16 protein-coding genes are annotated in these 17,690 nt (G+C 64.5%); 5 read left to right on the forward strand and 11 right to left on the reverse strand.

The window, feature by feature from the left end; translation table 11 throughout:
* Nucleotides 1-65 precede the first annotated feature (65 nt).
* The 4 genes from NSO95_RS07295 to NSO95_RS07310 all read left to right on the forward strand — a co-directional run bounded on the left by NSO95_RS07295 (nucleotide 66) and on the right by NSO95_RS07310 (nucleotide 4,004).
* Entirely contained in the window at nucleotides 66-374 is a 309-nt protein-coding gene (locus NSO95_RS07295) for an Hpt domain-containing protein (protein WP_257595527.1), read from the forward strand.
* A gap of 320 nt (nucleotides 375-694) precedes the next feature.
* A complete protein-coding gene (locus tag NSO95_RS07300) occupies nucleotides 695-1,645 on the forward strand; it encodes a hypothetical protein (protein ID WP_257595528.1) in 951 nt (316 codons plus the stop codon).
* A gap of 37 nt (nucleotides 1,646-1,682) precedes the next feature.
* Nucleotides 1,683-2,630, forward strand: coding sequence for a hypothetical protein (locus NSO95_RS07305; protein ID WP_257595529.1), 948 nt, complete (start codon nucleotides 1,683-1,685; stop codon nucleotides 2,628-2,630).
* A 3-nt stretch (nucleotides 2,631-2,633) separates the two neighbouring features.
* Nucleotides 2,634-4,004 carry a sensor histidine kinase gene (locus NSO95_RS07310; protein WP_257595530.1) on the forward strand — a complete coding sequence of 457 codons (1,371 nt, stop codon included), beginning with the start codon at nucleotides 2,634-2,636 and terminating at the stop codon, nucleotides 4,002-4,004.
* A 7-nt stretch (nucleotides 4,005-4,011) separates the two neighbouring features.
* Here NSO95_RS07310 and NSO95_RS07315 read toward each other — a convergent pair whose 3' ends face one another.
* Both NSO95_RS07315 and gltX read right to left on the reverse strand, forming a co-directional pair.
* Nucleotides 4,012-5,298 carry a citrate synthase gene (locus NSO95_RS07315; RefSeq protein WP_257595532.1) on the reverse strand — a complete coding sequence of 429 codons (1,287 nt, stop codon included), beginning with the start codon at nucleotides 5,296-5,298 and terminating at the stop codon, nucleotides 4,012-4,014.
* Nucleotides 5,299-5,333: 35 nt separating this feature from the next.
* Nucleotides 5,334-6,758, reverse strand: a complete 1,425-nt coding sequence (gltX, locus tag NSO95_RS07320) for a glutamate--tRNA ligase (RefSeq protein WP_257595533.1) — start codon at nucleotides 6,756-6,758, stop codon at nucleotides 5,334-5,336.
* A 28-nt stretch (nucleotides 6,759-6,786) separates the two neighbouring features.
* Here gltX and NSO95_RS07325 point away from each other — a divergent pair, with 28 nt between their 5' ends.
* Complete coding sequence (locus NSO95_RS07325; protein WP_257595534.1) at nucleotides 6,787-8,991, forward strand: ComEC/Rec2 family competence protein; 2,205 nt, start codon at nucleotides 6,787-6,789, stop codon at nucleotides 8,989-8,991.
* On the opposite strand, the gene lexA is transcribed toward NSO95_RS07325, so the two are convergent.
* The 9 genes from lexA to trpE all read right to left on the reverse strand — a co-directional run bounded on the left by lexA (nucleotide 8,985) and on the right by trpE (nucleotide 17,677).
* The gene (gene lexA, locus NSO95_RS07330) at nucleotides 8,985-9,671 is read right to left on the reverse strand and encodes a transcriptional repressor LexA (protein WP_257595535.1); all 687 of its coding nucleotides are present in this window, start codon (nucleotides 9,669-9,671) and stop codon (nucleotides 8,985-8,987) included. The genes NSO95_RS07325 and lexA overlap by 7 nt on opposite strands.
* 82 nt (nucleotides 9,672-9,753) lie before the next feature.
* Nucleotides 9,754-10,944, reverse strand: coding sequence for a molybdopterin molybdotransferase MoeA (locus NSO95_RS07335; RefSeq protein WP_257595536.1), 1,191 nt, complete (start codon nucleotides 10,942-10,944; stop codon nucleotides 9,754-9,756).
* Nucleotides 10,934-11,413, reverse strand: a complete 480-nt coding sequence (gene moaC, locus NSO95_RS07340; RefSeq protein ID WP_257595537.1) for a cyclic pyranopterin monophosphate synthase MoaC — start codon at nucleotides 11,411-11,413, stop codon at nucleotides 10,934-10,936. Before moaC ends, NSO95_RS07335 begins: the two co-directional genes overlap by 11 nt.
* Before the next feature lie 188 nt (nucleotides 11,414-11,601).
* A complete protein-coding gene (trpC, locus tag NSO95_RS07345) occupies nucleotides 11,602-12,387 on the reverse strand; it encodes an indole-3-glycerol phosphate synthase TrpC (RefSeq protein WP_257595538.1) in 786 nt (261 codons plus the stop codon).
* A gap of 270 nt (nucleotides 12,388-12,657) precedes the next feature.
* Nucleotides 12,658-13,650: an anthranilate phosphoribosyltransferase gene (gene trpD, locus NSO95_RS07350; protein ID WP_257595539.1), complete on the reverse strand. Its 993-nt coding sequence runs from the start codon at nucleotides 13,648-13,650 to the stop codon at nucleotides 12,658-12,660.
* Nucleotides 13,647-14,246: an anthranilate synthase component II gene (locus NSO95_RS07355; RefSeq protein ID WP_257595540.1), complete on the reverse strand. Its 600-nt coding sequence runs from the start codon at nucleotides 14,244-14,246 to the stop codon at nucleotides 13,647-13,649. The genes trpD and NSO95_RS07355 overlap by 4 nt, the downstream gene beginning before the upstream one ends.
* Before the next feature lie 115 nt (nucleotides 14,247-14,361).
* Entirely contained in the window at nucleotides 14,362-15,327 is a 966-nt protein-coding gene (gene pip, locus NSO95_RS07360; protein WP_257595541.1) for a prolyl aminopeptidase, read from the reverse strand.
* A complete protein-coding gene (locus NSO95_RS07365) occupies nucleotides 15,324-16,145 on the reverse strand; it encodes a phosphodiester glycosidase family protein (RefSeq protein ID WP_257595542.1) in 822 nt (273 codons plus the stop codon). Before NSO95_RS07365 ends, pip begins: the two co-directional genes overlap by 4 nt.
* Nucleotides 16,142-17,677: an anthranilate synthase component I gene (gene trpE / locus NSO95_RS07370; protein ID WP_257595543.1), complete on the reverse strand. Its 1,536-nt coding sequence runs from the start codon at nucleotides 17,675-17,677 to the stop codon at nucleotides 16,142-16,144. Before trpE ends, NSO95_RS07365 begins: the two co-directional genes overlap by 4 nt.
* Nucleotides 17,678-17,690 lie beyond the last annotated feature (13 nt).

Below are 17,690 nucleotides of genomic sequence, written 5' to 3' on the forward strand. Positions count from 1 at the left end.
GAAGATATCACAGTTTCCCACAGGTTAAACCCCGGCTTAACCAAACCGCTGTTATCGCCTATCGCATGGCTTTCGAAAGCGGCAATTTCGATGCGACACTCGCGGCAGCGGCAGGCGAAGACCCTGCGCTGCTGGCCGAATTGCGCGTCGCATTCGCGGAGAGTGTCGCGCGTCAGATCGACCTGCTCAAGCGGTCGCGGTGCGATGCTAACTGGGAACTGGCTGCGCAGCGCCTGAAGGGCGTGGCCGCCAGCTTCCACGCCGACTCGCTGATCGTCCTGGCGCAAGAGGCGGTGGACGCTGCCCCCGGAGAGCCCACTGTCGTCCGCCGGATCGAGGCATTCCATCGCGAATTCGTGGGCGGTAGCGACTGACACCCAGACATGGACTTGGCAATCGCCTGGTCTCGGTCCACATCGCATGCCATGCAGGCATCGGGCTCACCATGATTGTCGCGCTTATCGCGTCGCGCGAAACGGCATCGGACCCGGAAGGGGGGATGGTTGGCGATCTTTCGCTCGCTTCCGCCCCATTGGTTGAACACCAAATGCGGTTGGCGCTGGAACTTGGCAGCCGGCGGATCATTTGCCTCGCCGATCGGTCGAGGCCTTCGCTTGTGCGATTGCAGCATTTGGCCGAAGCCGAGGGGGCAAGCTTCATCCTTGCGGAGCGTAATCGGGCCCTCGCTGGTCTGGTGAGTTCGGCGGATCGGTTGCTTGTGCTCACCGAGGGGATCGTGATCGATCCAGACGCGGCCGATATGCTGAAATCCGGCAAGCCTGCGATAGTTTCGGCCCCGCCCGAAAAAGCTATCCCGCTCGGCTACGAACGGATCGATCGCGATCGGGCGTGGGCGGGCGCGATGATCCTGCGCGGGTCGACTGTCGAGCGGCTCAGCGAGCTTTCCGACGATATCGACTGCATTTCCAGTCTTTTGCGGCTCGGGCTTCAGACCGGGACGCCGGTCGTTCCAATCGATCCGGGCGCGCTTGCGACGCAGAAATGGTGCATGGTGAAGGATTCCACCAAGGCCCAGGATTGGACGCGCATCCGGGTTGAACGGTCGATCCAGCCCGAAGGCTGGTGGTGGCCCGCAAACGCGCTCGCAGATCGTGCGGCAAGGGCGCTTGCGATCGCCAAGGGTCCGCCCGATGCGGCACGCTGGGCGGCGCGCGGTGCGACGATCCTGCTGCTTGCCGCCGGGGTGCTGGGTGCTTGGTTCGAATATCCGGTCGCTGGCTTTTGCGCGATTGCCGCTGCGGCACTGGCGGGTCGCGTCGATGGAGCACTGGCTTCGATCCGCGCTTTTGGCTGCGGAGACAGCAAGGCATTGGTGGCATGGAACAACTGCCGGGACGGGTTGGTCGATTTTACGTTGGTTGTAGCAATCGGCTTGGCCGTGCCCAGCTATTCGAACCTGGACGCCGTTTTTGCGGCAGCGATGATAATCGGACTGCTTCGCCTGGCCTCTCTGATTCCGGGGCCACTTCGGGTCATGCTGCTGGAAGACCGGGCTGTAATCGCGATCATGTTGGCCGTGGCCGCCGCTGCCTTGCTGGTCTTGCCTGCTATCCAGTTGCTTTCTTTGCTCGTCCTCGGGCTGATCCTGCTTCCTCTTGTCCGTGCGAGGCTAACGCGGGCTTAACTATGGCTGATTAAGGGTGACAATCGAAGAGGAAGCAATGCACCCACCGTCCGACAGCCCCGTGGAGATGATCCTGCGCGATGAACTCGCGCATGGAGACGGTGTGCTGCAGTCGCTCGCACCGATCCTCGGGCATCTGGTAGCGACCGCGGGGAACCCCCTGTTCAACGATCAGGTGGTCGCTTCCATTCGCGGGCGTGCCGCCGATGTTGCGCGCCAGCTATTGCGCGAGCAAGCTGCCGTTGCCGGTCTGGGCGATCCTGATGGCTTTGCCGATGCGGGTGTCGTCGAGCTGGCCGATGCCCTGATGAATCAGCAGGGTTTCCTCGTCCATTGTCACGCGCTGACGATCGAAGCACAGACGGCCGAGGCACTGCGCAGCCGCTCGGGGATCGATCCCGTCGTCTCGCCGATGCTTCAATCGCTGATCGCATCGAAGAGCCCGGAAATTGCTGGCGGTGCGATGGCGATCCTTGCGGCGCAGGCACGCTTCTTCCAGCAGCATGCACGGATGGAGCTGCCGCTTCGCGAATTGCCGGGCGCGATTTTCGAGCAGGTCCTGCACACTTGGCGCAACTTCGCCGGTTCCGACGCCTCGACAATCACGGCACAGGCCGAAGGGACGCTGCGAAGCACTTTCGATGAGGGGATGAGCCGGATCGGTCTGCTCAACCGGATGATCTCGGCACTCGGCAAGGATGCCCGACCTGCCCTTGCGGTAAGCAACGGTGGCGTTTCGCTTTTCACATCCGCCCTCGCGCATATTTCCGACCAAGCACGCGATACCATCGTCGTCGCGACAAGCGAGCAGTTGGTCGGAAGGCTTGCGCTCTCGTTGCGCGCTGCCGGGCTTGACGCGAGCGTAGTGGCGGAGCAGTTCGCCTATTTCCATCCGGACATCGATTTGCCGGAAGGGTTCGAGGCACTACGCCAGGACCGGGCGCAGGAGCTCCTGCAGCACCGGAAAGCCGGCGATGCGGACTGATCGATGGCACGGCTGACCGGAACTTTCCTGGCGCGCGCGCTGCTGGATGGAGAAGCAAATCTTGTCGAGGCGCAGGAGCCGCTCGCTTCGCTCCAGCTGCGTTGCGGCGGACTATTGCCCGGACCGGTCGCAATCCCCGACATTCGTGAGGCCGTGATCCAGTGCCTAGCCAACCGTCGCTCCGTGTCGCGCGGATTCCGCGCGTTCGATGGCGATGAACGGATCGAAGGCTGGATCGAGCTGGTCCCGGACGACAAGGCGGGCGGGTGTTTCCTCGGAGTGTCGGACTGGCAGGCAACGCCCTACGAGACGGAAACCGATCCGGAATACGAACAGCGACGCCTGGATGTCGATCGAACGGTTGCCGAAATCGTTGCGCGTCTGGACCCTTCGCAGGCCATACTGGCCGTGGATGGTCAGGCGGCAGACGTGGTGGATGCGGTTCAGGCAATGCGGTCGGCTGTGGGGAGACCGTGGACGGACTACGTCGTCTTCCCGGGCGATGGCCATCATCAGCCCTTGCATTGGCGGCTTCTGGATGGCTCCCTGTGCAAGATTGCCGGGTCAGAACGTAGCTGGTCGGTCCATCTCGTCCCGCTCGGGACTGCTCGGGACGGCAGGGACGGATTCGAGCTGTACCTCATTCCCGACCGGATATTGTCACCCGTCGCGAGCGAACCGGCCGCAAAGGCAAAGGGAATCACCCAATCGATCGGCCGGGAACTGGCTCCGGTGCTGCGCCAGCCGATCGCCCGGATCATTGCCAATGCCGAGACGATCCGCAACAAGATGGCCGGGCCCCTGGCGGAAGAGTACAGCGCCTACGCCGCCGACATCACCAGCGCGGGGCAGCACCTGCTGTCGCTGATCGAAGACCTGTCTGACCTCGAGGTGGTAGAAGCGGACGACTTCTCGACTGCGCCCGACCAGATCGACCTTGGCGACGTGGCACGGCGGGCTGCGGGAATCCTGTCGGTCCGGGCACAGGAAAAATCGATCGAGATTGCGTGCCCGGAGATGACCCAGCGCGTCGCGGCAATTGCCGAGTTTCGCCGGGTGTTGCAGATCCTGCTCAACTTGATGGCCAACGCAATCCGCTATTCGCCCGAGAACTCAACAGTGACGGTGACCGTAGGTGCAACCGAACTCAGCGCGCGGCTCGTTGTGTCCGATGAGGGGCCGGGGCTGGACGAGGCGCAGCAGGCAGTGGTGTTCGAAAAGTTCGAACGCCTCGGCCGCAGCGGCGACGGCGGATCAGGCCTCGGCCTTTACATCTCTCGCCGCATCGCGCGTGCGATGGGCGGTGAATTGTCGGTCGAAAGCGTTCCGGGGCAGGGCGCGCAGTTTATCCTCGACCTGCCGCCGGACCGGTAGCCACCCTTCAGCGCTGCTCGACCGGCACGTAATCCCGTTCGGCCGGGCCGGTGTAAAGCTGGCGCGGACGGCCGATCACCTGGCCTGGATCGGAAATCATCTCGTTCCACTGCGCGACCCAGCCGACGGTGCGGGCGAGCGCGAAGAGCGCGGTGAACATCGTCGTCGGGAAGCCGATCGCCGAGAGGATCACGCCGGAGTAGAAGTCCACGTTGGGGAACAGCTTCTTCTCGCGGAAGTAATCGTCGCTGAGCGCCATTTCCTCGAGCCGAAGAGCGGTCTCGAACACCGGATCGGTGACCTTGAGCGCGTCGAACACTTCGCGCACGGTTTTCTGCATCACCGTCGCGCGCGGATCGTAGTTCTTGTACACGCGGTGGCCGAAACCCATCAGGCGGAACGGGTCGTTCTTGTCCTTCGCGCGCTCGATGTAATGCGGGATGCGATCGGGCGTGCCGATTTCGCGCAGCATGTTGAGCGCGGCCTCGTTCGCACCGCCGTGCGCCGGACCCCACAGGCAGGCAATACCCGCTGAGATACAGGCAAACGGGTTCGCACCGGATGAGCCGGCGAGCCGGACGGTGCTGGTGGAGGCGTTCTGTTCGTGATCGGCGTGGAGGATGAAGATACGGTCGAGTGCTTTTTCGACCGCCGGGATCACCTCGTACTCCTCTGCCGGAACCCCGAAGGTCATGCGCAGGAAATTGCCGGTATAGCTCAGCGAGTTGAGCGGCTGCATGAAGGGCTGGCCGACCGAGTATTTATACGCCATCGCCGCGATCGTCGGCATCTTGGCGATCAGCCGGTGGCTGGAAATCTTGCGGTGGTGCGGGTCGGAAATGTCAGTGCTGTCATGGTAGAACGCCGACAGGGCACCGACCACGCCGCACATGATCGCCATCGGGTGGGCATCGCGGCGGAACCCGCGGTAGAAAGTCGCCAACTGCTCGTGCAGCATGGTGTGACGAGTGATGGTCATCTCGAAGTCGGACAATTCCTGCGCGCTCGGCAGTTCGCCGTTGAGCAGGAGGTAGGAGACTTCCATGAAACTGGAGTTTTCGGCCAGCTGCCCGATCGGGTAGCCCCTGTGCAGCAGCACGCCCTCGTCGCCATCGATATAGGTCAGTGCGCTTTCGCAGCTAGCGGTGGACTTGTAGCCCGGGTCGAAGGTGAAATGATCGGTCGCGCCGTAAAGCTTGCGGATGTCGATCACATCGGGGCCGACACTGCCTTCCAGGATCGGGAAGTCGTAGGTCTGGTCGCCAATCTCCAGCTTCGCCTGTTTGTCCGCCAATGTTTTTCTCCTTCGTCCAGTGTTCCCGCACCTGCTCAAGCGGCTTGCGCGTCGATCCGCGCCAGCGACTCCTCCCGACCGAGCAGGACCAGTACATCGAAAATGCCGGGGCTGGTTGTTGTCCCCGTCAGCGCAGCGCGCAGCGGCTGCGCCAGTTTGCCAAGACCCAATTGAAGCTCCTCGGCGAGCGCCTTCGTAGTGGCTTCGAGTGCTTCCATTGTCCAGTCATTTTCCGCCGCGAGCCGCTGCGAGACGAGGGTGAGGCGCTGTCGCGATTCGTCGTCCATCAGGGCAGCTGCCTTCGCGTCCAGATCGAACGGACGCTGCTTGAACAGGAAAGCCGCACCGGCGGCGAGTTCGTGCGTGTCCTTCGCCCTCACCTTGATGACCGGCATGGCGCGGGCGAGCAGGTCGAGATCGACTGCGCATTCGATTTCCGGCGCGACCAGCTGCGCCAACCGCGTGTCGTCCGCTTCGCGAATATGGTGTGCATTGAGGTTCAGCAGCTTCTTGAGGTCGAAGCGTGAGGGGCTCTTGCCGACGGCATCGATATCGAACAGCGCCACCGCTTCGTCACGCGTGAACTCTTCCTTGTCGCCGTGGCCCCAGCCGAGCCGGATCAGGTAGTTGAACAAGGCTTCGGGCAGTACGCCCAGCTCATCGCGATAGGCTTCGACCCCAACGGCGCCGTGGCGCTTGGACAATTTGGCACCGTCCTGCCCGTGGATCAGTGGAACATGCGCATAGACCGGCTCGGGCCAGCCGCCCTCGATCGAATCCATCGCCTTGATGATCGGCAGCTGGCGGAAAGCGTTGTTGAGATGGTCGTCACCGCGAATGATGTGGGTGCAGCCCATATCGTGGTCGTCGACCACCACCGCCAGCATATAGGTGGGGGTGCCGTCGGCCCGCAGCAGGACATAGTCGTCGAGTTCGGCATTCGCGACGCGGACCTTGCCTTGCACCGCATCGTCGATGACCGTTTCACCTTCGATCGGGGTTTTCAGGCGAACGACAAAGGGAGTGCCGGCAGGAGCTTCGGCCGGGTCGCGGTCGCGCCAGCGGCCGTCGTACCGTAGGGGCTGCCGGTTGGCGCGCTGTTCGGTGCGCATCGCTTCCAGTTCATCGGGCGTTGCGAAGCACTTGTAGGCATGACCCGCTTCGAGCAGTTGGAGCGCGACTTCGCGGTGCCGGTCGGCGCGCTGCGACTGGAACACCGGCGGTTCGTCATAGTCGAGACCCAGCCAGTCGAGCCCTTCGATGATCTTGTCGATCGCATCCTGCGTCGAGCGCTTCAGATCGGTGTCCTCGATCCTGAGCAGTGCCTTGCCGCCATGATGGCGGGCAAACAGCCAGTTGAACAGCGCGGTACGGGCACCGCCGAGATGCAGATATCCGGTCGGCGAAGGGGCGAAGCGCGTGACCACTTTTCCGCGATCCTGTCCGCTATCGCTTGCCATATCGTCCCGCTTCCCTTCAATCACTTCCATGGCGACGCGAAACGCGCACCTCGTGCCGATCGGGGCCGAGCCCGAGAGCGGCGATGTTGCAGTGCAGCGCACTTGGCGCAGCGCGGTGCGCTTGTCCAGTGTGGCAGCACGAATGGAGCGATTTCTGGGGGGGAGCGGGTTCGATCGCGGGCCCTGGCTGACGGTCGCTTTCGCTGGGGGAATCGCGCTGTGGTTCTGGCTCGGCAATCCCTGGCAATGGGGCGTAGCGATCGCCATTTCCGTCTTGGTTGCATTAGGGGCATCGGCGAGCGCGAGGCCATTCAATGCGTTTCCGGAACTGCGCAAGGCTGCTGCAGCTCTTGGCCTGCTAGTCTCCTTCGGGATCTGCGTGATCTGGTTGCGTTCGGAACTTGTGGGTGCCGAAGCGATCGAGCGGCCCGAGGTTCGCTCGATAGTGGCCAAGGTGCTCGAACGAGAGGAACAACCGGGCGAGGACCGGGTCAGGCTGGTTCTCGCGTTTCAGGATGCGGAAAGCGGGCAAGCGCACAAGGTTCGAGTCAATGTGCCGATCTCGAAGGACGATCCTGCAGCGCAGGAAGAGGCTGTAATCCGGCTCCGCGTCCGCCTCATGCCGCCAGCCCCACCGATGCTTCCAGGCGGCTACGATTTCGCCCGCACGGCTTGGTTCGGCGGCCTTTCTGCGACCGGCTCGCTGATCGGCGAACTCGAGATTGCCGAACCCGCCATGCAAAGCGCCGGTCTGGCAAAGGTGCAGCGGGATCTCGCGGCGCATGTCCGGGCGCGGATCGACGGCTCGCCGGGCACAATTGCCGCCGCCTTTGCCAGCGGGGACCGCGGTGCCATCACCGATCGGGACGAGGAAGCCATGCGCGACTCCGGCCTTACGCATTTGCTTTCGGTCAGCGGCCTGCATGTGAGCGCGGTGATTGCAGCTGCCTATCTGCTCGCGTTGAAGCTGCTCGCCTTATGGGTATGGCTGACCTTGCGAGTACGGCTGCCGCTCGTCGCAGCGGCTGTCGGAGCAACGGCGGGGATCGGATACACCTTGCTGACCGGTGCGGAGGTTCCGACGGTCAGGAGCTGCGTCGGTGCGCTGCTGGTTCTTGCCGCGCTCGCGCTGGGGCGCGAGGCGCTGTCGATGCGAATGGTGGCCGCCGCTGCGTTCTTCGTTCTCCTGCTGTGGCCCGAATCGCTGGTTGGTCCGAGCTTCCAGATGAGTTTTGCGGCCGTTCTGTCGATCGTTGCGTTGCACAACAGCGTCTGGGTCAAGTCGTTCCTTGCGCCGCGCGAGGAGCGCTGGATCGCTACCATAGCACGGCGTGGTACGATGTTGCTGGTAACCGGCCTGGTGATCGAGGTCGCCCTTATGCCGATCGTGCTGTTCCACTTCCACCGGGCCGGGGTATATGGTGCGTTCGCAAATGTGATCGCCATCCCGCTTGTCACCTTCGTTTCGATGCCGCTGATCGCCCTAGCGCTTCTGCTCGACATCGTTGGAGCGGGCGGGCCGTTGTGGTGGCTCGCGGGCAAGTCGCTCGAACTCTTGCTGGGGATTGCCCATTGGACGGCGGTACAGCCCGGCGCGGTAAAGCTGATGCCCGAAATGGGCGTGGGGCTGTTCGCCATGTATGTAGCCGGCGGGCTTTGGATGGCGATGTGGCGCGGGGGAACTCGATTGTTTGGACTGGTCCCTTGGCTGGTCGCGACTCCGCTGTTCCTGCTCGCACCAATCCCCGATGTGCTCGTCTCTGGGGACGGACGGCATGTCGGCATCGTCGGCGAGGGCGACCGGCTGCTCGTCTTGCGCGAAAGCCGGAGCGACTATGCCAAAGACAATCTGCTCGAAATGGCGGGACAGGAGGGAGAGCCGGTATCGCTGTCCGACTGGCCGGGAGCCGAATGCACACGCGACTTCTGTTCGCTCACCATAGAGCGCGGCGGCCGTCCGTGGCATCTGTTGCTCTCGCGGACCCGTGACCGGGTGGCGGAACGCGAACTGGCGGCAGCTTGCGACCTGTCCGATATCGTCGTCTCCGATCGTTATCTGCCGCGCAGTTGCCGGCCGCGCTGGCTCAAGGCCGACAGAAGCCTGCTAGATCGGACCGGTGGCCTCTCAATCGACCTCAAGAACGAGCGTTTCAAAACTGTCGCCGCAGGACAGGGCGAGCATGGCTGGTGGCGCGGGGGTCGCGACGAGCCACCCCCGCGCCGCCGTCAGTGATAGCGGCGCAGCAGCCCCGCGAGCTTGCCTTGGACCTTGACGCGGCCCGATTGATATACCTGCGGTTCGTAGCTCGCATTGGCCGGATCGAGCCGGATCATCGCCCCATCCTTGTGCAGGAATTTGAGCGTCGCTTCCTCGTCGTCAACCAGTGCGACCACGATCTCGCCATCGCGCGCAACATCGGTGCGGCGGATCAGGGCGAAATCGCCGTCGAAAATACCCGCCTCGATCATCGAGTCGCCCGACACCTCGAGCGCATAATGCTCGCCCGGGCCGAGCAGGGCTGCGGGTACTGGAAGGCTCGATTGCCCCTCCAGCGCCTCGATCGGCATGCCGGCCGCGATCCGGCCGTGGAGCGGGATCTCGATCACATCGTTGGCCGGTGCCGCGACCTTCGTCGGGGCCGCAGTCGCACGCGAAACGGCATCGTTCGCCGCGCTCCGCGCCGAAGCCGGCAAAGCATCTTCGGGCTGCTTGAGCACTTCGAGCGCGCGCGCCCGGTTGGGAAGCCTCCGGATGAAGCCGCGTTCTTCCAGCGCCGAGATCAGCCGGTGCACGCCGGATTTGCTCTTGAGGTCCAGCGCTTCCTTCATTTCCTCGAACGAGGGCGAGACACCGGTATCCTCTAGCCGCTGATGAATGAACCGGATCAATTCGTGCTGCTTTTTGGTCAGCATGGCGTTAGCTCCCTGGCCGCCTGTTCCATATCGCCCGCAATGCGAACGAATGTGGAACAATTAGGCAACCAAACTCGATAGGTCAAGCGATTCCGCCGTTTCCGAGCAGATAGACCGGAACAGGCGTTCCCGCTTTGACCCCTGCACATCCCTCCGGCCGTTCGATAAGGCAATCCGCTGCAGCGAGAGCGGCCAATCCGCTGCTGTCCTGCTGGTCGAGTGGCACGGGGCCGCTCGGTTCCAGTCGAGCGCGGACGAATTCACGCCGTGCCCCAACTGCCGGCAGATCGTCACCCGCGGGCAGGTGGATGCACTGTGGTGCAATCGCCGTGGCTCCCAGCATCGCCCGGATCGCGGGAAGGGCAAACAGATAGCCGGTGACATAGCTGCTGACCGGGTTTCCCGGCAGGCCGAGGATCAGCTGCCTGCCGCGTTTCGCCGCCATCAGCGGTTTGCCCGGCTTCATCGCCACCCGCCAGAAGTCGATCGACGCACCAAACTCTTCGAGCGCCGGGCGCACGAGGTCGTGATCACCCACCGAAGCCCCGCCGCTGACGATGATCAGATCCGAATCGCGGGCATCGTCGATCGCTCTGGCGATGGCATCGAGCCGGTCGGGCAAGGGGGGAGGGGTCGCGACTGTGCAGGCCTCGGTGCGGCACATTGCGGCAAGCATGGCGCCATTGCTGGCCGGAATGGTACCGATGTTTGATGTAGCTTCCGCTTCTGCAAGCTCGTCTCCGCATTCGAAGATGGTCACCAGCGGGCGGGTGTGGACCGTTACTTCGCAAATTCCGCCCGCCAGCAGGAGCGCGAGCCCGGCCGGTCCGATCCGCTCTCCCTTCGCCCGTAACCGGGCTCCCTGTGCAAAGTCGAAACCCTTGCGGCGAATGTGGTTTCCGGGTGCCACGGGCTCCTGTGCGATCAGGTCGTCTCCGGAGAGTTCGGCGTTCTCCTTGATCAGAACTCCTTCGGCTCCGTTCGGCATGACCGCTCCGGTCGAGATCCTTGTCGCCTGTCCTTCCGCAATCGACCCGGCGAAAGGCGCGCCGCAGCGGCTTTCGCCGACGATCGTCCAGGGGCCAGCACCAGCCACTGCGAAGCCGTCCATTGCCGAGAGGTCGGCCGGGGGCTGGGTCCGCTTCGCCAAAACATCCGCTGCGCTATATCGACCTGAAGCATCGCGCACCGGGATTGTTTCGAGTCCGGTCGGCGTAACGATGCGCGCCAGCTGCGTCTGCGCCTCTTCCAGCGTCAACATGCTAGCCGGCATCGCTGCGTGTCCAGTCGCCCGATTTGCCGCCGCGCTTAGCGATGAGCCGGACCTGTTCGATGACCATGCCCTTGTCGATCGCCTTGGCCATGTCGTAAATCGTCAGCAGCGCGAGCGATACGGCGGCGAGCGCCTCCATCTCGACCCCGGTCTTGCCGGTAAGCGAAGCCGTGGCGACAGCGCGGATGCCCTCCGGTTCGATCGCGAAATCGATGCTCACCGCATCGAGCGCCAGTGGATGGCACAACGGAATGAGTTCCCCGGTCCTTTTTGCCGCCATGATCCCGGCGATGCGCGCCGTGCCGAGAACGTCGCCCTTGGGGGCATTCCCGGCTTCGATGGCGGCGAGAGCTTCGGGCGCGATGCGGATAAAGCCTTCGGCCACTGCCAGCCGCGCCGTTTCGGCCTTGCTCCCGATATCGACCATGCGCGCGGTGCTCGATGCATCGAGATGGGTCAGCGTGTTCATGCGAGGCTATCCCTGATAATTCGGTTGAAAGGCGACACGAAGGCGACACCAAAACGCTGGTTCGACGGCGGTCGCATTTTGCACCTTCAACTACGCTCCGTTCTCGGCGCCCGATCGCCCGGCAGCGACAGACTTTTCGCAGCATGGGTGGCAGCTTACGGGCGTGTAGGACAGCTCTTTCTGCGCGTTCAGCCTTCGAGCAACTGCCGCGTTGCCGCCTCGACATCGTCCTGCCGCATCAGGCTTTCGCCGACCAGAAAGGTCCGCACGCCGCTAACCGCCAGACGCACGCAATCGGCGTGGCGGTTGATTCCGCTTTCGCCGACCAGCAACGCGCCTTCGGGTGCGAGCGGGGCGAGCCGCTCGGTTGTGGCGAGATCGGTGGTGAAGGTCTTGAGATTGCGGTTGTTGACCCCGATCAGGCGCGATTGCAGTGCGTGGGTGCGTTCCATCTCGGCCTCGTCGTGGACTTCAACCAGTACGTCCATTCCGCGCTCCAATGCAGCAGCCTCGATCTCCGCCATTGCGCCGTCGTCCAGTGCGGCGACGATGATCAGGATCGCGTCCGCCCCGATGCTGCGCGCCTCGGCCACTTGCCACGGATCGACCATGAAATCCTTGCGCAGGACGGGAAGGCTGCAACTCGCGTGCGCTTCGACCAGATAATCCTCATGCCCCTGGAAGTAAGGCGCATCGGTCAGCACTGAGAGGCAGGCTGCCCCGCCGCGTTCGTATTGCATCGCGTGCTCATGCGGACGGAAATCGGCGCGGATCAGGCCCTTGGAGGGGGAGGCCTTCTTGATCTCGGCAATCAGTGCGAAGCCGGTTCCGGCCTTTGCCTCCAAAGCGCTGCGGAAGCCGCGCGGGGCGGTCTGTTCCATCGCAACGGCATCGAGATCGGCGATCGTCGCGAGAGCCTTTCGAGCAGCCACTTCTTCGCGCTTTGTGGCGCAGATTTCGTCAAGCTTATTCATCGGGTCGTGCCTATGGGGAGGCGTGGTGCTGTTGTCGAGGGGGTTGGTTTCACGCGGAGGGCGCAGAGGAAAAGAGAGACGCAGAGATGTTGCGCTTTAGGATATGGCGTACTCCGCCGCGAAGCGGCGTTCGGCTTTTCGCCCGCCAGATTTTCCGGCCGCTTCGCGGCGGGAGTTGCAGGGTTGCCACTGCTTTCCTCCGCGTCTCCCTTCCCTCTGCGATCTCTGCGTGAAACACTGGCCTGGTGCAGCGCCGAAGGCAAAGCCGCGCTATTTCGCCAGCGCGATCCACTTCGCGAGCAGCCTCTTTGCCGAGCCGCTGTCGAGAGCTTCGGCCGCGATGGCTGCGCCTTCCGCCCAATTCTCCGTCCGGCCTGCGACCATCAGCGCGGCCGCCGTATTGAACTTCACGGTTTCGCGGTAGGCACCGCGCTCGCCATCAAGCAGCGCGGCGAGGGCGCGGGCGTTGTGCGCCGGATCGCCGCCGCGGATCGCCTCGAGCGGGGCGTGCTCAAGCCCTGCTAAGGTCGCATCGACCCGGCGCATGGCGAATTCATGTCCGGCCAAATCGGCCATTTCGTTCCCGCCGGCGAGGCTCAGTTCGTCCAGCCCCTCGTCGCCCGAGACGATGAAGGTCCGGTCGGTCCCGAGCCGCGCTGCCGCCTCGCCATAGATCGAGACATAGCCGGGGCGGGCGATGCCGATCAGCTGGCGCCTGACCCCGACCGGGTTCGACAACGGCCCCATCAGGTTGAAGATCGTGCGCCGGCCCAGCGCTTTGCGGATCGGTTGTATCCGCACCATCGCCGGATGGTGGTTGGGGGCGAAGAGAAAACAGATGCCGATTTCGTTCAGCGTCTTTTCCGCAGTGCGCCCCGCCGCCGCCATGTCGAGACCTAGCACTTCGAGCGTGTCCGCCACGCCCGAGAGCGAAGAAATCGCGCGGTTGCCGTGGCGCGCCACCGGCACGCCGCACGCGGCGACGACCAGTCCTACGGCAGTCGAGACATTCAGTGTGTGATGCCCGTCGCCACCGGTGCCGCACACATCGATCGCGTTGTCCGGCCCCGCGACAGGAATATAGCGCGCGCGCAGGGCTCGGGCCGCGCCGGCGATTTCGTCTGCCGTTTCGCTGCGTTCGGTCATTGCGAGCAGGAAGCGGGCGATTTCCTCGTCGGTCGCCTCGCCGTCGAGAATCCAGCCGAAGACCTCCTCGGCCTCGGTTTCGCTCATATGCGGAACGGCAAGGGGAAGGTGCTTCATGCCAGCTCTCGCGTTTCGATCCCGCATAGGCGCAGGAAGTTCGCCAGCAGCGCGTGGCCATGCTCGGTGGCTATGCTTTCCGGGTGGAACTGCACCCCGTGGATCGGCAGCTCCCGGTGACGGAAGCCCATCACCGCGGTGCCGCCTATGCCGGGAGTTTCGCTGGTCGCATTGACCACCAGCGTCTCGGGAATGTCCTCGACGATCAGCGAGTGATAGCGGGTCGCGGTGTAGGGAGAGGGGAGCCCAGCGAACACGCCGCTGCCGTCATGTTCGACCGGGCTGGTCTTGCCGTGCATCAGACCGCCGCGCACCACCCGCCCACCGAAATGCTGCCCGATCGCCTGGTGTCCGAGGCACACGCCGAGCAGTGGCTTCCCGGCATCGGCGCAAGCCGCGACGAGGTCGAGGCTGATCCCCGCCTCGTTCGGCGTGCAGGGACCCGGCGAGATCAGGAACCCCTTGGCCCCGCTCGAAATTGCCTGCCCCGCGCTGATCGCGTCATTGCGCTCGACCCGCACCTCTGCGCCCAGTTCCATCAGGTAGTGGACCAGGTTGAAGGTGAAACTGTCGTAATTGTCGATGACGAGGATCATGACGAGATGCTTCCAAAAACCCGTTCGGGCTGAGCTTGTCGAAGCCCAGCCACAAATGCTTGCGACACCTGTTTTGCTTGCCCTTCGACAGGCTCAGGGCGAACGGAATATCGGATCAATTCCTTATCTCCGCAAACTCGTCTGTAGCCCGCACCAGGCCGTCGACGATGCCCGGTTCGCTCGCGGCATGGCCGGCGTCGTGGACGATGCGCAAGTCGACTTCGGGCCAGGCTTGCTTGAGTTCCCATGCCGAGGTCGGCGGGCAGCAGATGTCGTGGCGGCCCTGCACGATGATGCCGGGGATGCCCTTGAGCTTGTGCGCGTCGCGCAGCAGTTGCGCTTCCTCGAGGTAGAAATCGTTGAGGAAGAACCGCGCGCAGATGCGGGCGAAGGGGACGGCCTTCGAAGGGTCGGCGAAGGCGTCGAGCAGGTCCGGATCGGGCAGCAATGTGGCGACCGAGCCTTCCCACAGCGACCATTCGCGCGCCGCGGCAAGCCGGGTGGCTTCGTCGTCGCTGGTCAGCCGGTCGTGATAGGCTTGCACCAGATTGCTGCGCTCGGCCTTGGGGATGTGGCCGGAGAATTGCTCCCACTGCTCGGCCATGATCTCGCTCGCGCCATAGGTGTAGAGCCAGTTCTTCTCCTTCTCGCGCGCGAGGAATACGCCGCGCAGGATGAGTTCGGTGGTGCGCTCGGGGTATTTCTGGCCATAGGCGAGCGCGAGGGTCGCGCCCCAGCTCCCGCCGAACACCTGCCATGCTTCATGCCCGCACATGGCGCGCAGGCGCTCGATGTCCTCGACGATGCGCCAGGTATCGTTGTGCTCGATCTCGGCGAAGGGGAGCGACTTGCCGCAGCCGCGCTGGTCGAACAGCAGGACATCGTAGCGATCGGGGTTCCACTGCCGCCGATGCGCCGGGCCCATTCCGCCGCCCGGGCCGCCGTGGAGGAAAACCGCCGGTTTCGCGCCTGGCGTCCCGACCCGTTCGTAATAGAGCAAGTGACCTTCGCCCACATCGAGCATGCCGCTCTCATAGGGTTCGATCTCGGGATAGAGCGTGCGGGTGTAGGCGATGGTCATTCCTTGTCCTCTACCACGATCAGCGGACCAAGCGCAGCGCCGCTGTCCATCCGGTCCTTTGCTGGGTCCCACAGGGCGGAGACATTGCCGTCGAGGAACAGCGCGTTGGGGGTCTTGAGTTCGTCGCGGAAATAGCGCGCGAGCTTGCCGAAGCTGACCGGGTCCTCGGAGATCACGAAATGCGCGCGGCCCTGCGCATCGACGCCGACGCCGTTGCGGGTCGCCTTGCTCGGTCCGTCGTCGGTGATTTCGGGATGCAGCTTGCCGCCCACCACCAGCATCGGGCCGCTCTGGGTGCCGAACTGCGGACGGTCGCCGACGTTGGAATAGAAATCCTCCGAAGTGCGCACCGCCCACTTGCCGCCCGACCCGTAGAATACGCCGTTGGGCTGCATGTGGAAATTGCCCGGTCCTGGGTTGCGGTTGAGCTCCTTCAACCGATTGCCGCCCTCGACGTAATAGCCGACCGGCTTGCCTTCGCCGTCATACATCCCGCCATTTACCGCAAAGGCGACCGGCGCGGCATCGGCCGCGCGCCCGCCAGCAAGGCTGGCGAAACCGCGATAGGGCGATCCGCCGTCCGGGCCGAGGTCCATCACGATGCGGTGCTTCGCCGGATCGGCGATGCAATGGGTGAACTTCGCCTGCTCGAAAGTGACGCTGCGGCAGGCTGAGGCGCGCGTCGGGGCCTCCGGCTCTGGAGTCGCGGTTTCCTCCGCGACGCCGCTGCCGATTTCGGTGCGCATGACAGGCTTGCCCTCCGGCTCGGGCGAGCACGCGGCGAGCAGCGCAAACGTGATGAACGCCAGATATCTCATTGTCCGAACCCCGGCTCGCTGGCGACGCGCACTGCTTCACGCGCCGCGGCCAGTAGCGCGCCCGACTTGGCCTCGCATTCGCGCTGCTCATACGCAGGGTCGCTGTCGGCGACGATACCCGCGCCCGCCTGAACATGCATGATACCGTCCTTGACCACCGCGGTGCGCAGCACGATGCAGCTGTCGACCGATCCGTCGGGCGCGAAATAGCCGACGCCGCCGGCGTAGGCCCCGCGCGTTTCGGGTTCGAGCTCGGCGATGATCTCGCAAGCGCGGATTTTCGGTGCGCCGCTGACGGTTCCTGCGGGGAAGCCCGCGAACAGCGCGTCGAGCGCGTCATGCCCGGGCGCAAGCTGCCCGACGACGTTGCTGACGATATGCATCACATGGCTGTAGCGCTCGATGGTGTAGCTCGCGGTCACCTCGACCGTGCCCTGCCTTGCCACCCGCCCGACGTCGTTGCGGCCGAGGTCGAGCAGCATCAGATGCTCTGCCCGCTCCTTCGGATCGGCGAGCAGGCTCTCCTCCGCCGCGATATCCTCTGCCGGTGTCGCGCCGCGCGGCCGGGTTCCGGCGATCGGGCGGATAGTGACCTCGCCGTCGCGGACCCGCACGAGGATTTCGGGGCTCGATCCGACGACCGCAAAGCCGGGCAGGTCGAGGAAATAGAGGAAGGGCGAGGGGTTCACCCGGCGCAAGGCGCGGTAGAGCTGGAAAGGCGGCAAGGGGAAGGGGCAGGTGAAGCGCTGCGCCAGCACCACCTGGAAGATGTCGCCCGCCTCGATGTAGCCCTTGGCGCGTCCGACCATCGCCGCGTAATCGCCCGGCGCCAGCTGCGGCTCGAGCGCCACCGGCGGCTCCTCCGCCAGTCGCGGCTGCGCGGGAGAGGGCTGTGCCAGCTTGCGCAATGTCTCGTCGATCCGCTCGCCGGCCTGAGACAGGGCTTCTGCCGGATCGCTGTCACCCGGCCACAAGGGCGCGATGGCGAACAGGTTCTCCGTCAGCCCGTCGAACACCAGAATGATGGTCGGGCGGACGAACAGCATATCGGGCAGTTCGAGCGCGCTTTGCGGCGCGCGCGGCAGCTTCTCGACCAGGCCGATCGTCTCGTAGCCGAAGTATCCGACGAGGCAGGCGAGGGCGGGGGGCAGGCCCTCGGGCACGTCGATCCGGCATTCGCCGACCAGCGCGCGCAAGGCATCGAGCGCGCCCTCGGGACAGGAAACGAAAGCGCTGCGGTCCACCTGCCAATCTCTGTCGATCTCCGCTGCTTCGCCCGAGGCGCGAAACACCAGATCGGGGTCGAGCCCGAGTAGACTGTACCGTCCCCGTATCTCGCCGCCTTCGACCGATTCGAGCAGGAAATCGCCGCGACCGGCGACGATGAGCTTCGCCGCCGCGCCGACCGGCGTCTCGGCATCTGCCACGATCCTGCGCCAGACCAGCGACGCCCGGCCTTCGCCGAGATCGGCGAGGGCGGCTTCGGCGTTGACGAGACCGGGTGGGACGGATGATCCTTTGCTGGGCAGCATGGCGGGCGGCGTG

Origin of the sequence: Parerythrobacter lacustris, from assembly GCF_024626475.1 — a bacterium.
GTDB classification, from domain to species: domain Bacteria; phylum Pseudomonadota; class Alphaproteobacteria; order Sphingomonadales; family Sphingomonadaceae; genus Parerythrobacter_A; species Parerythrobacter_A lacustris.

What these genes read in the sequence shown, in the direction of transcription:
- NSO95_RS07295 (WP_257595527.1), top strand. Translation starts at nt 66, where the DNA reads ATGGCTTTCGAAAGCGGCAATTTCGATGCGACACTCGCGGCAGCGGCA.
- NSO95_RS07305 (WP_257595529.1), top strand. Translation starts at nt 1,683, where the DNA reads ATGCACCCACCGTCCGACAGCCCCGTGGAGATGATCCTGCGCGATGAA.
- NSO95_RS07310 (WP_257595530.1), top strand. Translation starts at nt 2,634, where the DNA reads ATGGCACGGCTGACCGGAACTTTCCTGGCGCGCGCGCTGCTGGATGGA.
- gltX (WP_257595533.1), bottom strand. Translation starts at nt 6,758, where the DNA reads ATGGCAAGCGATAGCGGACAGGATCGCGGAAAAGTGGTCACGCGCTTC.
- NSO95_RS07325 (WP_257595534.1), top strand. Translation starts at nt 6,787, where the DNA reads ATGGCGACGCGAAACGCGCACCTCGTGCCGATCGGGGCCGAGCCCGAG.
- lexA (WP_257595535.1), bottom strand. Translation starts at nt 9,671, where the DNA reads ATGCTGACCAAAAAGCAGCACGAATTGATCCGGTTCATTCATCAGCGG.
- NSO95_RS07335 (WP_257595536.1), bottom strand. Translation starts at nt 10,944, where the DNA reads ATGCCGGCTAGCATGTTGACGCTGGAAGAGGCGCAGACGCAGCTGGCG.
- moaC (WP_257595537.1), bottom strand. Translation starts at nt 11,413, where the DNA reads ATGAACACGCTGACCCATCTCGATGCATCGAGCACCGCGCGCATGGTC.
- trpC (WP_257595538.1), bottom strand. Translation starts at nt 12,387, where the DNA reads ATGAATAAGCTTGACGAAATCTGCGCCACAAAGCGCGAAGAAGTGGCT.
- trpD (WP_257595539.1), bottom strand. Translation starts at nt 13,650, where the DNA reads ATGAAGCACCTTCCCCTTGCCGTTCCGCATATGAGCGAAACCGAGGCC.
- NSO95_RS07355 (WP_257595540.1), bottom strand. Translation starts at nt 14,246, where the DNA reads ATGATCCTCGTCATCGACAATTACGACAGTTTCACCTTCAACCTGGTC.
- pip (WP_257595541.1), bottom strand. Translation starts at nt 15,327, where the DNA reads ATGACCATCGCCTACACCCGCACGCTCTATCCCGAGATCGAACCCTAT.
- NSO95_RS07365 (WP_257595542.1), bottom strand. Translation starts at nt 16,145, where the DNA reads ATGAGATATCTGGCGTTCATCACGTTTGCGCTGCTCGCCGCGTGCTCG.
- trpE (WP_257595543.1), bottom strand. Translation starts at nt 17,677, where the DNA reads ATGCTGCCCAGCAAAGGATCATCCGTCCCACCCGGTCTCGTCAACGCC.